Origin of the sequence: Thiomicrospira microaerophila (assembly GCF_000934765.1) — a bacterium.
Taxonomy (GTDB): Bacteria; Pseudomonadota; Gammaproteobacteria; order Thiomicrospirales; family Thiomicrospiraceae; genus Thiomicrospira; species Thiomicrospira microaerophila.
Map to the genome: position 1 here is coordinate 1 of NZ_JYNN01000020.1, position 14,012 is coordinate 14,012.

Consider the following 14,012-nt stretch of genomic DNA (forward strand, 5'->3'; position numbering starts at 1 on the left):
GAGAATTTTGAAAACTTAATGATGCAACTTGAGCAACGTGGCGAGCAACGAGGCAAGCTAGAAATGGCGCTAAAGATGGTTCGTCGCTTTAATGTGTCTGCTCAAATAGCGGCTGAAGAGGCCTGTGTGTCTGTTAAGGAGTTAATGGACTATATGAAAAAGCACGACAAGTCGTGACTTCATCATTTAACTCAGACCTAAAAAAAACGCCCCTGTCACGGGGCGTTTTTCATTATCCGCACCTTAATCTACCTTTTTTAATCAATCTGCTATGCTGAAAATATGTGATAAAGCAGTGCGCTACCTGCGCCAAGCAGGAGGATGACCAGCAAGGCGCTTAGGCGTATTTTGTTTTACACCCACTCGATTTTTTATGACGGCTCCCCGTTAAGTGATTTTGATTTGGCGCAGTATATCGATGCGGGGCATTTGGGTATCCAATAGATCATACTCATGTGACACTCAAAGCTTTATTTAATAGCGATGTCGCCTGGCATTTGGGCGAAACACCCCTGAATGAGAGTCAAATATTAACCGAACAACAAGGCAAGATGTTGCTAACGGCACAAGTACCCAATGATCATCAAACCCTATGGTGGTTGATGATCATTGGGGGGGGGAAAGTGGATGTTATTGAACCGCTTCATTGGCGCAAAACTATTTATGACCAAGCCGAACAGATTATTGCTCGCGGCTTGGCTGTTAACTAGAAATCGGTCTGGTTTGAATTTTAAGATACTTGGCTTCTTTCTTCTTTTTCCAAAATAAGCGGAATTGTTTTTAGCACCGAATCAGGGTTTAAGCTCATCGACCCTATGCCAATATCAACTAAAAACTCGGCCATTTCAGGGTAATCAGAGGGGGCTTGACCACACAAACCTATGTGTTTGTTATTACGTTTAGCCCCTTCAACCGCCCACTTGATCATCATTTTGACCCCGTCATCGCGCTCATCATAGGAGGACGCCACTTTAGACGAATCACGGTCCACACCCAACACCAATTGCGTAAGATCGTTGGTACCAATCGAGAAGCCATCAAAATACTGTGCAAACTGATCGATTAACAGCACATTATTCGGGATTTCGCACATCATATAAATTTGCAGGCCCTTTTCACCCCGCTTTAGACCATAACGTGCCATGACCTCAATCACCCTCTGCGCTTCATTTACTCTGCGACAAAAAGGTACCATAATAATCACGTTATCCAGCCCCATGGTTTCACGCACTCGACGTATCGCGGCACATTCTAATGCAAAGCTGGATTGATAATCACCATCAATATAACGCGCCGCGCCGCGATAACCAATCATTGGATTTTCTTCTTTTTGCTCAAAATACTGACCAGCCAATAACGAGGCATACTCATTCGATTTAAAATCCGACATACGCACGACAACCGGACGCGGATAAAACGCGGCGCCAATCGTGCCGATGCCTTCAGACAATTTTTCAACAAAGTAAGCCTGGCCGTTTTCATAACCTTTAATCAAATCCGCAACCTGCTTACGTACCTGCTCACTTTCAATGCGTTTAGGGTACAACAAGGCCTGAGGATGCACCTTGATGCTTTCATTGATAATAAACTCCATACGCGCCAAGCCGACACCGGCAACCGGCAAGAAGCTATGCTGGAAGGCCAAATCAGGATTACCTAAATTCAACATCACATCGGTTTTAGGTCGAGGCAAATGTGACAGATCCGTTTCAGTCACTTTATAGTCCAATTCACCACGATAAATAAATCCAGCCTCACCTTCCGCACAGGACACGGTCACCAAATCACCGGTTTTTAGTTTTTCAGTGGCAATATCACACCCCACCACCGCCGGAATACCGAGTTCACGCGAGATAATCGCCGCATGACAGGTGCGGCCACCCCGATTGGTCACAATCGCTGAAGCGATTTTCATCACCGGCTCCCAATCGGGCGTGGTGGTATCACTGACGAGGATTTCACCTGCCTGAAATTCATGCAGTTTTTCAACTGACTCAATCACGCGCACACGACCCACGCCAATCTTCGCGCCGACTGAACGGCCCGTGATAATCAATTCCTTTTGCGTTGCGGTTAAGGCATAACTGCTAAGTGTGGTACCTGTGACCTGCGAAGCCACGGTTTCAGGACGAGCTTGAACAATAAACAACTCCCCCGTCAGGCCATCTTTTGCCCATTCCATGTCCATCGGCTTTTGATAGCCGGCTTGCTTTGAATAATGGTCTTCAATTTTAATAGCGTATTCGGCTAATTTAAGGGCTTCTTCGTCAGTGATACAAAAACGTGCACGATCCGCCTTTACGGTCGGTACATTTTTTACTGGCTCTTTGGTATTGCCATTAGAGTAAACCATTTTGATTTTCTTAGAACCCATGTGGCGCTTTAACACCGCACGAGCGCCCTTCTTAAAAGTCGGCTTATGGACAAAAAATTCATCCGGGTCCACCGCACCCTGTACCACGTTTTCACCCAAACCATAGGCGCCGGTAATAAACACCGCGTCTTGAAAACCGGTTTCGGTGTCAATCGAAAACATTACCCCAGATGAGGACAAATCTGAGCGCACCATCTGTTGAACACCAATCGATAACGCCACACTAAAATGATCAAAACCTTGATCAATCCGATAATGAATCGCACGATCGGTAAACAAGCTAGCAAAACAACGCTTACAGGCATCTAAAAACGCCGCATCGCCACGAATATTTAAATAAGTATCCTGCTGCCCCGCAAAGCTCGCGGTCGGCAAATCCTCTGCCGTGGCTGAACTGCGCACCGCTAAACTCATCTGGTCACCGCACAATTCACGCAATTGTGCATAAGCCGCCAAAATTTCTTGCTTCAGGTCGTCAGGGAGTTCGGCTTGGTAAATCATTTGACGTGCTTTTTGACCGCGCATCTGCAAGTCCGTGACATTATGCGGTTCGAGTGCACCAATCAGTTTTTTAAGCTCATCCCAAATACCGTTTTCTCTAAGCACATAGCGATAAGCCTCGGCGGTAATCGCAAAGCCGTTGGGTACAGGCACACCATTCGGCACGAGAATTTGATACATTTCGCCTAGCGAGGCATTTTTACCGCCCACTAACGGAATATCATCAATCCCTATCTCTTCAAAAAACTTAATATAGTGGTATTTCATCGCTAAATCCTCTTGTTATTTTTAAATACGAGACTCACCATTCAATTGCGACTTGTTCCCTAGCCGTTGGAACGCCATTAAATCGAATAAGGGCAGCACCGCCAATAAGCGGTCAAAAATATCGGATTGGATTTTTTCATAGTTCACCCAAGCCTTGTCCGCACTGAAACAATAAACCTCCATCGGCAACCCTAACTCTGTAGGCTGCAATTGACGCACCATCACCATCAGATTTTGATTAATCAATGGATGTTGACGAAGCGTCCACTCTATATAAGCACGAAACAGTGCCGAATTGGTTAAATCGACTTGATCTAAATCAACATAAGATTGTTCTTCAAAAAAGCGCGATAAAAAAGGATTATTTTTGAACTTTTTCAACTCTTCCTCATCGACAAAGCGAATAGTATGAATATCCAACTGAATGGAACGTTTTATACGCCGTCCGCCCGATTCTTGCATCGCCCGCCAATTGATAAAAGAATCTGAAATCAAGGCATAGGTTGGAAAGGTCGTCACCGTATTATCCCAGTTTCGAACCTTAACCGTAGTCAGTGCGACTTCGATCACATTACCATTCGCGCCATACTTTGGCATTTCAATCCAATCGCCCTTCGCCACCATCCGGTTCGCCGCCACCTGTACACTCGCAACCAAACCCAGCAACGTATCACGAAACACCAATAACAGCACCGCCGTTAACGCACCCAAACCACTTAACAAAAAGGCCGGCGAAGACCCAATCAATAAACTAATGGATAAAATCACTACTACAATTAAGGTTAACAACTTAATCAACTGCGAAATAACACGATAAGGCAAATTGGAGCTTGGAAATTTAAGGTTATATACGGCAGTAACCAGATTCACAACGCTCGCAAAGGTTAACCCTACAAAAACATAGAGATAGAGCCAGGTTAATTTACTTAACCAAGCCTCCCATGCAGGCCAAGCACCAAAAAACCAATCGACTAGCATAATTAATAAAATAGCAGGCACTAAATGTGCAATATTGCTAGCTAAAGCAGGTCGCTCCTCCTGGGTTGCTTCTAGCGTTTCGCCATCAAGATGGTCAATCAAACGATTTAAAAAAGGCATAAGCAATTGCCGTGAAATATAAAAACTAACCGACATAAATACCAGCAGTGTAATAATCGCTACAATTAATGCCGATACATCTAAACCAGTTCCGGTGAGCCCAAGCGGCCTCAAATTATCAAACAAAAAACTTTCGAACATACTTTTCCTATTGAATTTAAATTAACCGTTTAACTCTAACATTTATAAAAACAATCCTCAATAACGTGTAAAATATATAGTATAAATAACATCTTCATAAACAAAGAAGCAGCAAAACAATGAGCATGGATCAAATCCTTCGCCAAGCCATGATGGCAATTAAAGGCGTCAAACTTCCGGAACTGCCGGAAGAATTAATGTTAATTGAACATGAACTAGCTAGCCGGTTTTGTAGCAGTCAAAAAATTGCCTCCATTATTGAACAAAACACAACGCTGTCAGGTGAAGTCCTACGATTAGCCAACTCACCTGTTTATAAACTAAGACAACCGGCTGATACAATCAGCCAAGCAGTGTTAATGCTGGGGCTAGATAATATAAAAAACCTTGTCTTCTCAGCGAGTATGAAACACCTTTTCAACTCATCCGAACTCTATAAGGATATCATGAGCCACTCGGTTGATGTTGCTGTTTGCATGGCTGATTTGTCTGAATGGGTAGCCGATGTCACTCGAGATGAAGCCTACATGCTTGGACTCTTCCATAATGCTGGCTGCCTCATGCTGGCCACCAAAGACCCAGACAACTACCAAAAAATATTTCAACTATCCCACTCTAACCCAAGCGAGTATATGAAACGTGAGTTAGCACGTTACAATACCACACACAATGCTATTGGTGTTTTATTGGGCAAAAAGTGGCATCTACCTATCGACATATTAAGCGCCATCTATTTACACCATATTGATAGCTGCAGAAAAGTCCAGAACGACCGAGTTCGCGCACTGGTTGCACTCACAAAAATCGCTAACTCAATGGTCAGTGAAATTTCACTTGGCGCCTACCGAGGCGAAGAAATGAAAAGCTATGAGAAAGATGGACGCGATGAATTGATGATAACCGAGGGCGCTATCAAAGAAATCCGAATTGCGCTTATGGGTCATAGCAACAGAATGGCATCCTAATACCGCTTCATACAAAAGCCGAGCTCATTGAGACTCGGCTTGAAATCAACTTCACCGCTAAATCAATCAGCCAATCGGCGCAACTGCTCATACTGGCTAGCACTTAAAATGGTTTGCATAAACACATGACAACGCAGTTTTTGATTAAAAATAGTCTGACGAATCGCAATCGATTCCTGCCCAGCAATCTGAGCATCTTCAAGATTACCATTCTTTGCAAACTCAGCCGCCAGCCTTTCTAGCTTGATCACTTTCATCATATCTGCGCGCTGTGAAGATGAGTTCTGCTTATGGTAATTATTCAGCGCATTAATTTGCGATGAAGTTAACGCCAGCACCGCTTGATTATCCATCGCTGTCCGCATCAATGTAGGCATAAAATTGGCATGTTTAACGGCTTTTTGAAAACCCTTCTCAGCCCCACCATGCATACCATGGCCATGATGCATGCCATGGCCGTGGTGCTGAGCGTGAGCCGGAACAACCATCAACATAGAGGCCGACAAGGTAACAGCCGACAATATTTTGAACGAATTTTGTAACTTCATGACATAATCCTCTTTCAATTTTTTATAGAACTAAAACAATACGCAAGGTATTTAATAGTTAGGAACCTGTCGGACTAAAGCCAATCGACTGCAAAAGCGAGATTTGACCGATTTAGTCCAACAGGCTCCTAGCGTCATTTGACACTAGCCTCTATAGTAAGGCATGTCAATAATGCTTGCAATAGATTCTACCAACTCGGGGAACCACTGGCGCTATCCTAGTGTATGCAGACTGCACTCGCCCTTGAGAGATTACCGCGTCGATACGCGCCTCGCAATGACCGTTTTTTCTTAACTTAATGACAGTGACGCACAGCCTGGGAACGAGAAAATCAATCGTTAGGTTTTGCAATGTTTTGTTATGGAGGGTTATCGCTGAAAAGGGGTTAAATGCTTGATTCAATGAGTTTTGTTAGGGTTTGTTGTGTTTCGTGAGAGGGGTGTAAAAGGTGTAATGGTGCCCAGAGCCGGAGTCGAACCGGCACGCCCTTTCGGGCGAGGGATTTTAAGTCCCTTGCGTCTACCAATTTCGCCATCTGGGCGGATGACTTGTATTTAAAGCATTTGTAGCAATGGAGGCTGAGCCCGGAATCGAACCGAGATCCACGGATTTGCAATCCGTTGTATAGCCATTCTACCACTCAGCCATTTTGGAGCGGGAAACGAGACTCGAACTCGCGACCCCAACCTTGGCAAGGTTGTGCTCTACCAACTGAGCTATTCCCGCTTTGTTGGATGCGTATTATAGAGTTTAGTGTAAAAACGTCAAGCACTAATTTGCAATGTAATGAATTTAATTTTGCCTTTTTGCTAACCCATTGTTTTCCAAGCTGACAGGCCATACTGAGCCAATGACCAAAGGGTTAGCAAGGTTGCAATCACGAGCATAACCAGACCAAGCTGCACCCAAGGCACGCCAAATAATTGACCACCATAGATGAGCATCGCTAAGGCGATAAGCTGAAATGTGGTTTTATACTTGCCAATATTGGAAACAGCAACCGCATTACTCCTATTATGTTCCGCCATCCATTCGCGCAAGGCCGAAACGGCCATTTCACGCATAATGATAATAATCGCGGCCATTGTGACTATCCAATGCTGATACTCTACCGCTACGACGATCAACGCGACGGCAACAATCAGTTTATCGGCAACAGGGTCAAGAAACGCGCCAAACCGGCTAGTGGCATTGAATCTGCGCGCAAGGTATCCATCCAGCCAGTCGGTCATCGCCGCTATCACAAAAATCAGCATCGCGATAAAATTTGAATGGTCTATCGGTAAATAATAAATGATTAAAAAAACAGGGATGAGGAATACCCGCGTCCATGTTATTGCCATTGGCAATTGCTTTAATGTCATGTTAATCGAAGCTCTGTTTAGTAATTTTTGAATTTTACCACTTATCGTTTATAAATAGCGCAGCAAATTAGGCTTTCCAGCTAACCGGATCTCCGAAATTTAGCTCAATGGTCTGGTTTTGCAAGCATTGATAGAGTGCATTCGAATAAAGCAGGTTTTGTCCAAATAAAACATCACGCCCCTTTTTACGGTAACTTAACGCATTGGATACCTCGGCTTGGCGTTGAGTTGTAAGCGGATTAATGGATGGAATGATGCAACGTGCGCAGGGTTTTGCGACTTTAAAACAGTGTTCGCCAATCACAACGTCAGCATGCTGATCTTCTTCAAACGCACAGCCAGTATTGATGACAATATTCGGGCGAAACCGAATCATTTCAATCGGCTCGGCTAAGCGCTGAACTAAGCGCTGATTCAAGTCATCCAGTGAGGCTTGGTTGGTTAACAGCAAAGGAAAACCATCTGCAAACGCGACCTGCTCCCCTATTTGTGCGTAATTTAAGTCAATCTGCCGTTGACTCGTGTCGGGAAACCAAACCAATCTTACCGCCCTACGTAGCCCGGATATTTCATAAAGTTCACGCGCCCTCGCTTGTCTATTGATTCCCCAGCACTTTTTTCTCAGTCGGCTGTATGAATAACTACAGCGCTCCTTCGAAAAAAGCACTGGGAAACCAATATCCTGCGCGATCATCACGCGAATTTATGAAACATCCGGGCTAGTACATTAGAAAACCACTGATGCACAGACTCATCGGCTAACCAGGCCTGGCATTTGTCTTGCCAAACTTGGACTGCAATCGCGTTTTGTGAGGCTGGCTGCTGAATAAACAAGGCTTGAAAACCAGGGTAATTCACAACCAGGCCTGGTTGGTTTTTATCACTGGTTTTCACCTGAATTAAACACATTTTAGGAATTTGACGCTGTGTGACCATTTGATTATTTGGATCAATCAGCATCCAGCGTCGGTCGCCTTGAATACCCAGCTTGTCGAGTTTTGCTTGCTGCAACGCCTCACCGCCACAGGATTTAATGGGATAACGCCACAGTTCTGTAACCATCACATTAGCCCTTAGGTTTTAAACAAAAACCCAATAGCGCCTGCATGGACGCTAACCCCTTTTCTCTTGCCAAGTCGATATTGGTTTGCGGAATGCTATCAGCGTCAGGGTGGTGTTTGAGTGCCTGCTCTAAACTGGCTTCACGAATCAGATGCAGCATCGGAAAAGGCGAGCGATTGGTATAGTTAGCTGGATCATCCTCTGGGGCATCGGCAAAACAATAATCAGGGTGGAAGCTGGCCACTTGATAAACGCCTTCATAGCCTTCTTGTGCCAGCAACCCCTGCGCCCAGTCTTCCAAATCAAGATAATCAAAAAACCCCTCAAAACCATAAGGCAGAATCAACAGGGTCGTTTCTATTTCTGGCTGTGCATCCAAGCGATGACATTCTTCAAGCAGCGTTTGCAACACGGCTGGCGTTTCACGACTGTCGGCCACAGCATAATGCACACGATGGGCATCGACTTCGCGCTTGGCAAAAGGACAGAAGTTCAGCCCAACAACGACACGCTCAACCCAGCAGCGCGTAGGCTCAATAAATTCCGCCCATTCAGCAGGCGTTGATTCGAGGGATAGCTTTGTGCTCACCTTATTCTCCATGATAAAAATCGTAAATGCGTTGTGCTATTTTGCCACTAATCCCAGGTACTTTGGCAAGTTCTGATACGGCGGCGTTTTTCACCTGCTCCAAGCCTCCAAAATGCGTTAGCAAGGCTTTGCGTGTTTTGGGCCCTACGCCTTCTATTGATTCCAGCGTTGAGCGGGTCTGCGCTTTTTGTCGCCGTGCACGATGACCGGTAATCGCAAACCGATGGGCTTCGTCTCGAATATAGTTAATTAAATGCAGCGCAATATCATCCGGCTCTAAATCAATGCCCTCATCATTATCCGGCGTATAAAGCACCTCCAAACCGGCTTTGCGCCCCTCACCCTTTGCAACAGAAACAAGGGGGATGGACTCGAGTTCCAAGGTCTTTAACACATCTATCGCTTGATTTAGCTGACCCTTACCGCCATCCACGATCAACAAATCTGGCAACACCGCGTCTTCGTTTTTTAGCCGCTGATATCGACGGGTAAGCGCTTGATGCATAGCGGCATAATCATCTCCGCCGGTAATGCCCTCAATATTAAATTTGCGGTACTGCTGGGTCACAGGCACACCCTCAACAAACACCACACAGCTCGCCACCGTTTGCTGACCCATGGTATGGCTAATATCAAAACACTCCATCCGTGTGGGCGGCTTGGCCAACATCAACGCCTCTTGCAGCGCAGATAAGCGGTCTTGCTGGCTGGATTTTTGAGTGACCTGTTGTTTTAAAGCGGTTTGTGCGTTGGTAATGGCTAACTGCACCAAACCTTTTGCCGTCGCTTGCACAGGCTGTTTAATCTCAACCTTTTGACCCTTTTTATCTGCCAACCACTCTAACAACCAGGCCTGGTCGTCGGGTAATGTGTCAGTCAAGATGGTTTTTGGAATCGGATGGGCTTCATAGTGCTGAGCAATAAAAGCACTTAACACCTGCTCTATTCCAGCGCCGCTGACTTTTGGAAAATAGTTTTCACTACCCCATAAATGACCGCCACGGTAAAGCATCAAGGTGACACAGACATGCCCCGCTTGCTCACAGACCACGACCACATCCAAATCCTGCGAGCCGGGTTGATTGATTAAATGCTGGCTCTGAATCGCACGCAAGGCTGAAATTTGATCACGCGTTATCGCGGCCTGTTCAAACTCTAGGGCTTGCGCCGCCTGCTCCATCTTCTTCCCAAGCTCATCAATCACTTCAAAACTTTTACCCTCAAGAAACTTAAGCGTTAAGCGCACATCCTCCGCATAATCCGCCTGGCTAATCAAACCAACACAAGGCCCGGAGCAACGTTTGATTTGATATTGTAAACACGGGCGTGAGCGATGCTTAAACACGCTCTCGGCACACTGGCGAACCGGAAAAACCTTTTGTAAAGACTGCAAGGTTTGATGCACCGCCCCGCCATTCGGAAACGGTCCAAAATAACGCCCAACCCGTCGCTTAGCACCCCGATGAAAACTCAGCGCCGGATAGGGTTTACCCGTGGACACAAACAAATAAGGGTACGACTTATCATCACGAAACAACACGTTATAACGCGGATTTAAGCGTTTTATCAGCGTATTTTCTAAAATCAGCGCTTCCGATTCCGTATCCGTGACCGTCACCTCAATGCGTACCACCTGCTCAATCATCGCTTGGGTTTTAATGGCTTGCTGTTTAACAAAATAACTCGACACGCGGCGTTTCAGGTTTTTGGCCTTGCCGACATAGATCACCTCATCGGATGGGTTAATCATCCGATAAACCCCGGGGCGTTCGGTTAGATTAGCGAGAAATGCTTTGATATCAAACTCTGACACGTAATTCCTTCAACATTCGATTTTTAAAAGCGGTTAAAATTGCATCAAGTCTACATTAGCACTCACTTATTATAAATCCTTAGGAACCTAAACATGGAACAATACAACCCTTGGACTGACAACCAAATGGTCGATGCTGTCAATAAAACGCCAAAACAACCGGCTGCACTAGATCGCCTCGCCGATGCCGCCGATGCCTATGTAAAACAAGAACGCTGGTCACGCCGTTGGACCAATGTGCTCAAGGCGATGGTGGTTATTTATATTCTGGTGTCGATTATTCTTTTAGCTGGTTTTTTTAAGAGTGACGACAATAAAATATCAACCACACAGCATGCAGCCGTGATTAAAATCAACGGTGCGATTATGGCGGGCGGACGCACGAGCGCCGAAGCGATTAACCCCCTGCTACGCGAAGCCTTCGAAACCAACAGCGCCAAAGCGGTGGTGCTTTATATGAATTCACCCGGTGGCAGCCCCGTTCAATCCGCACTGATTAATGATGAAATTACCCGACTAAAAAATTTACATAACAAGCCGATTTATGTCGTCACAGAAGACATTTGCGCCTCAGGCTGTTATTACATCGCGGCAGCCGCTGATAAAATTTTCGCCAATAAAGGGTCGATAGTCGGTTCAATTGGCGTGCGCTTTGATAGCTTTGGCTTTACGGAGCTAATGGACAAAATTGGGGTTGAAAACCGTTCAATGACCGCAGGCGAATACAAAAGCTTTATCAACCCATTTGGCAAAGAAGATGCTGAGGGTAAAAAGTTTTTCCAAGAACGTATTCTAGAACGGACCCATCAGCAATTTATTGAAGTGGTGCGTGCAGGTCGCGGCGATCGTCTTAATGAGGTTGATGGCGTATTCTCTGGTTTAGTTTGGCTAGGTGACGAAGCGGTTGAAATTGGTTTAATTGATGGACTCGGAGACCTAGGCTCGGTGGTTCGCGACGAATTAGGTTTAACCCGTGTCCGTGAATACGAACAGAAAAGATCATTGATTGAGCATATTATGGGCGATTTAGTATCCGAAACCGCCCTGCGCTTGAGCCAATCCATGATCGGCATGAAATAGCGCTTAATTCGCTTAACCCGGATGTTTTGGGAGGTTATTTTAATCCTCCCAAACCACCTGATTGTTTTCAATTTTAGCGCCACGCGCTAGCGTTCTGTCTAAATTAAACATTAAAGCAGGATCTAAACGCACATTAAACCAGCTCATTCCCCAGTGCAAATGCGGCCCAGTTGCACGTCCAGTTGCCCCCATTTTAGCAATTAACTGGCCCTTTTCGACCCTATCGCCCTGTGCGACAAGCATCTCGTCTAAATGCATAAAATCAGAACGCAAGCCATAACCATGATCAACAAACAGGGTTTTGCCGCTGAGTTCCATATCCTCCGCTAAGGTCACCTCGCCCGCCGCTGGCGCATAAATCGGTGTACCTGTTGGCGCGGCAATATCCACACCCATGTGTGGGCGGCGCGGATGACCATTCAAAATGCGTTGACTGCCATAAATCCCCGTGACCCAGCCTTCCGCTGGCCAAATAAAGCCGTCTAAAAAATAGGGCGTCGCCAATTCGATTTTACGCGCCTCCACCGCTTTTTGACCATCGGCACGAATTTTTGCCAGCGTTGCTTCATCCGGCGTCACGTGACGTGAGGGTAAACCATCAATACGCTGAACGATATAATCGCGTTGCGCAATCTGCAAAATATACTCTCGCTTTTGACCGGTTGGCTCAATGATACGTAAGGTTTTTTGTGGTTTCGCATCACGAGAAAACGCAATCAGCGCTCGCCCTTGCTGATCAGCCTTAAGGGTTTTACCTTCAAACTCAATCATGGCATCAGGACTCACCACCAACTGTACCCAGTTACCCTGTATTAACTCGCCTTGAATTTGCAACGCCGATGCATTCATTGACATCAACCACATTAAACATAATACTAAAACGCGATTTACCATACTTACCCCTTTTTAGTTTGCGCTAATAACTCATCAATCGCTTGATTAGCCAATTGATCAACCCGCTCATTTTCAGCATGACCGCTATGGCCTTTTACCCAGTGCCACTCGACAGTATGCGCCGCTATCGCTTGATCTAAACGCTGCCATAAATCCTGATTTTTAACTGGATGATTGTTGGCGGTTTTCCAATTACGTTTTTTCCAATTCGCCATCCATTGGGTAATGCCGTTTTTGACATATTGCGAATCCGTGGTGATATCGACTTTGCAAGGTCTTTTCAGCGCTTCAAACCCTGAAATCGCCGCCATCAACTCCATCCGATTATTGGTGGTGTCGGCCTCATAGCCCTTGAGTTCTTTTTCAACGCCATTAAAGCGCAACAACGCCCCCCAACCCCCTGGACCAGGATTGCCTTTACAGCCCCCATCGGTAAACAGTTCTACATTCGTTTTCAATCAAAGACCCTTTTTGTTATTTTTATCAGGTTTAGGTGATGTTTGCGCTTGTTTTTGATGTGGCTCATAACTGGTCGCTACCTGACCTTTGCGCACAGGCAACCAGTTCGCCAACTTCCAATCTAAACCAACGGGTTTTGGCGTTACATCGCGTTTTTTAGCCACAATAATATAGACATTGCCAAAATGAATCCCGATTTTGTCAAGCCAGCGTTCAAAACGTTCAACCGTGTTCCAAAACCAGCTATCCAAGCGCCCTTTTCGATTCGCCAAACAGGAGATAGGACCATGCTGGGTGACTTTTAATTCATAACCCAACAGGTTCAGCCAATCAATAATGCGATGCATTTTAATAAAATGCGCCTGCTTCAACTCTTTACGAGCGCCGCCAAACCGACTTCTCAAAATCGTACACCCCCAAGGATTAAACCCGGTAATCACCAGCGAGCCTTCTGATCGAAGCATTGCATCCACTTGACGCACTAAATGATAAGGATCCGATACCGACTCTAGGGTATGAGGCATTAACACTACATCCATGCTCTCGGGTTTAAAGGGCAGAAAATCCAAATCGGCCAACACCAGTAAATCTGGCGTAATAACTGGCTGATCATCCAAAATGATTTTATTTTTAATCCGACTGGTATCGAGCAAGCTTTGTTCAGCTGTTTGCCCGACCTGAAGAAGATAATAGCCGAACAAGCGCGCAAGATGCTTTTCAAGCAACGCGCGCTCTTGCGAAAACAACGCCGAACCTACACGCGTGGTAAACCAACCTTTTAAAAATGTTTGAAAGCGTTGTGTTTGCACAAAATTCCTCAAAGTTGTTTGTGTTTTTTTGATGAACGCGTCATAGA

At 45.6% G+C, this 14,012-nt stretch carries 15 protein-coding genes and 3 tRNA genes; 4 read left to right on the forward strand and 14 right to left on the reverse strand.

What is annotated here, in order from left to right; all coding sequences use genetic code 11:
* Positions 1–321: 321 nt before the first annotated feature.
* Both NA59_RS15700 and NA59_RS07825 read left to right on the forward strand, forming a co-directional pair.
* Positions 322–444, forward strand: a complete 123-nt coding sequence (locus tag NA59_RS15700; protein WP_269763837.1) for a hypothetical protein — start codon at positions 322–324, stop codon at positions 442–444.
* 11 nt (positions 445–455) lie between these two features.
* Positions 456–710: a WCX domain-containing protein gene (locus tag NA59_RS07825; protein ID WP_044410634.1), complete on the forward strand. Its 255-nt coding sequence runs from the start codon at positions 456–458 to the stop codon at positions 708–710.
* Between the two features lie 20 nt (positions 711–730).
* Here NA59_RS07825 and ppsA read toward each other — a convergent pair whose 3' ends face one another.
* Together ppsA and NA59_RS07835 are read right to left on the reverse strand one after the other, a co-directional pair.
* Entirely contained in the window at positions 731–3,142 is a 2,412-nt protein-coding gene (gene ppsA / locus NA59_RS07830) for a phosphoenolpyruvate synthase (protein ID WP_044410637.1), read from the reverse strand.
* Between the two features lie 21 nt (positions 3,143–3,163).
* Positions 3,164–4,381 (reverse strand): mechanosensitive ion channel family protein, encoded by a 1,218-nt coding sequence (locus tag NA59_RS07835; RefSeq protein ID WP_044410641.1) that lies wholly within the window; start codon positions 4,379–4,381, stop codon positions 3,164–3,166.
* A gap of 119 nt (positions 4,382–4,500) precedes the next feature.
* On the opposite strand from NA59_RS07835, the gene NA59_RS07840 reads away from it, so the two are divergent.
* Positions 4,501–5,346 carry an HDOD domain-containing protein gene (locus tag NA59_RS07840; protein ID WP_052501539.1) on the forward strand — a complete coding sequence of 282 codons (846 nt, stop codon included), beginning with the start codon at positions 4,501–4,503 and terminating at the stop codon, positions 5,344–5,346.
* A gap of 62 nt (positions 5,347–5,408) precedes the next feature.
* Here the strand turns inward: NA59_RS07840 and NA59_RS07845 are convergent, their stop codons facing one another.
* From NA59_RS07845 to uvrC, 9 genes are all read right to left on the reverse strand, one after another.
* Positions 5,409–5,894 carry a hypothetical protein gene (locus tag NA59_RS07845; protein WP_044410646.1) on the reverse strand — a complete coding sequence of 162 codons (486 nt, stop codon included), beginning with the start codon at positions 5,892–5,894 and terminating at the stop codon, positions 5,409–5,411.
* Positions 5,895–6,349: 455 nt separating this feature from the next.
* A tRNA-Leu gene (locus tag NA59_RS07850) sits at positions 6,350–6,436 on the reverse strand.
* A gap of 31 nt (positions 6,437–6,467) precedes the next feature.
* Positions 6,468–6,541, reverse strand: a tRNA-Cys gene (locus NA59_RS07855).
* A 4-nt stretch (positions 6,542–6,545) separates the two neighbouring features.
* Positions 6,546–6,621, reverse strand: a tRNA-Gly gene (locus NA59_RS07860).
* Between the two features lie 83 nt (positions 6,622–6,704).
* On the reverse strand, positions 6,705–7,238 hold the full coding sequence (gene pgsA / locus NA59_RS07865; RefSeq protein WP_232504060.1) for a CDP-diacylglycerol--glycerol-3-phosphate 3-phosphatidyltransferase: 534 nt from the start codon (positions 7,236–7,238) through the stop codon (positions 6,705–6,707).
* An 88-nt stretch (positions 7,239–7,326) separates the two neighbouring features.
* Positions 7,327–7,800 (reverse strand): MOSC domain-containing protein, encoded by a 474-nt coding sequence (locus NA59_RS07870; protein WP_052501540.1) that lies wholly within the window; start codon positions 7,798–7,800, stop codon positions 7,327–7,329.
* Between the two features lie 152 nt (positions 7,801–7,952).
* Complete coding sequence (locus NA59_RS07875; RefSeq protein WP_052501541.1) at positions 7,953–8,321, reverse strand: MOSC domain-containing protein; 369 nt, start codon at positions 8,319–8,321, stop codon at positions 7,953–7,955.
* A gap of 4 nt (positions 8,322–8,325) precedes the next feature.
* Positions 8,326–8,910 (reverse strand): DUF1415 domain-containing protein, encoded by a 585-nt coding sequence (locus NA59_RS07880; RefSeq protein WP_232504061.1) that lies wholly within the window; start codon positions 8,908–8,910, stop codon positions 8,326–8,328.
* Position 8,911: 1 nt separating this feature from the next.
* A complete protein-coding gene (gene uvrC, locus NA59_RS07885; RefSeq protein ID WP_044410652.1) occupies positions 8,912–10,723 on the reverse strand; it encodes an excinuclease ABC subunit UvrC in 1,812 nt (603 codons plus the stop codon).
* 93 nt (positions 10,724–10,816) lie between these two features.
* Between uvrC and sppA the strand changes: the two genes are divergently transcribed.
* A complete protein-coding gene (gene sppA, locus NA59_RS07890; protein WP_044410655.1) occupies positions 10,817–11,803 on the forward strand; it encodes a signal peptide peptidase SppA in 987 nt (328 codons plus the stop codon).
* 39 nt (positions 11,804–11,842) lie between these two features.
* Here the strand turns inward: sppA and NA59_RS07895 are convergent, their stop codons facing one another.
* The 3 genes from NA59_RS07895 to NA59_RS07905 are packed head-to-tail and all read right to left on the reverse strand — an operon-like array spanning position 11,843 to position 13,965.
* A complete protein-coding gene (locus tag NA59_RS07895) occupies positions 11,843–12,697 on the reverse strand; it encodes a M23 family metallopeptidase (protein ID WP_044410657.1) in 855 nt (284 codons plus the stop codon).
* Positions 12,698–12,699: 2 nt separating this feature from the next.
* Complete coding sequence (gene rnhA, locus NA59_RS07900) at positions 12,700–13,155, reverse strand: ribonuclease HI (RefSeq protein ID WP_044410662.1); 456 nt, start codon at positions 13,153–13,155, stop codon at positions 12,700–12,702.
* A complete protein-coding gene (locus NA59_RS07905; RefSeq protein WP_052501542.1) occupies positions 13,156–13,965 on the reverse strand; it encodes a class I SAM-dependent methyltransferase in 810 nt (269 codons plus the stop codon). It abuts the gene before it with no gap.
* Positions 13,966–14,012 lie beyond the last annotated feature (47 nt).

Excerpts from the sequence above, each read along its gene's own strand:
- ppsA (WP_044410637.1), bottom strand. The coding sequence starts at position 3,142 with ATGAAATACCACTATATTAAGTTTTTTGAAGAGATAGGGATTGATGAT.
- sppA (WP_044410655.1), top strand. The coding sequence starts at position 10,817 with ATGGAACAATACAACCCTTGGACTGACAACCAAATGGTCGATGCTGTC.
- NA59_RS07835 (WP_044410641.1), bottom strand. The coding sequence starts at position 4,381 with ATGTTCGAAAGTTTTTTGTTTGATAATTTGAGGCCGCTTGGGCTCACC.
- NA59_RS07875 (WP_052501541.1), bottom strand. The coding sequence starts at position 8,321 with ATGGTTACAGAACTGTGGCGTTATCCCATTAAATCCTGTGGCGGTGAG.
- NA59_RS07840 (WP_052501539.1), top strand. The coding sequence starts at position 4,501 with ATGAGCATGGATCAAATCCTTCGCCAAGCCATGATGGCAATTAAAGGC.
- pgsA (WP_232504060.1), bottom strand. The coding sequence starts at position 7,238 with ATGGCAATAACATGGACGCGGGTATTCCTCATCCCTGTTTTTTTAATC.
- NA59_RS15700 (WP_269763837.1), top strand. The coding sequence starts at position 322 with ATGACCAGCAAGGCGCTTAGGCGTATTTTGTTTTACACCCACTCGATT.
- NA59_RS07845 (WP_044410646.1), bottom strand. The coding sequence starts at position 5,894 with ATGAAGTTACAAAATTCGTTCAAAATATTGTCGGCTGTTACCTTGTCG.
- NA59_RS07895 (WP_044410657.1), bottom strand. The coding sequence starts at position 12,697 with ATGGTAAATCGCGTTTTAGTATTATGTTTAATGTGGTTGATGTCAATG.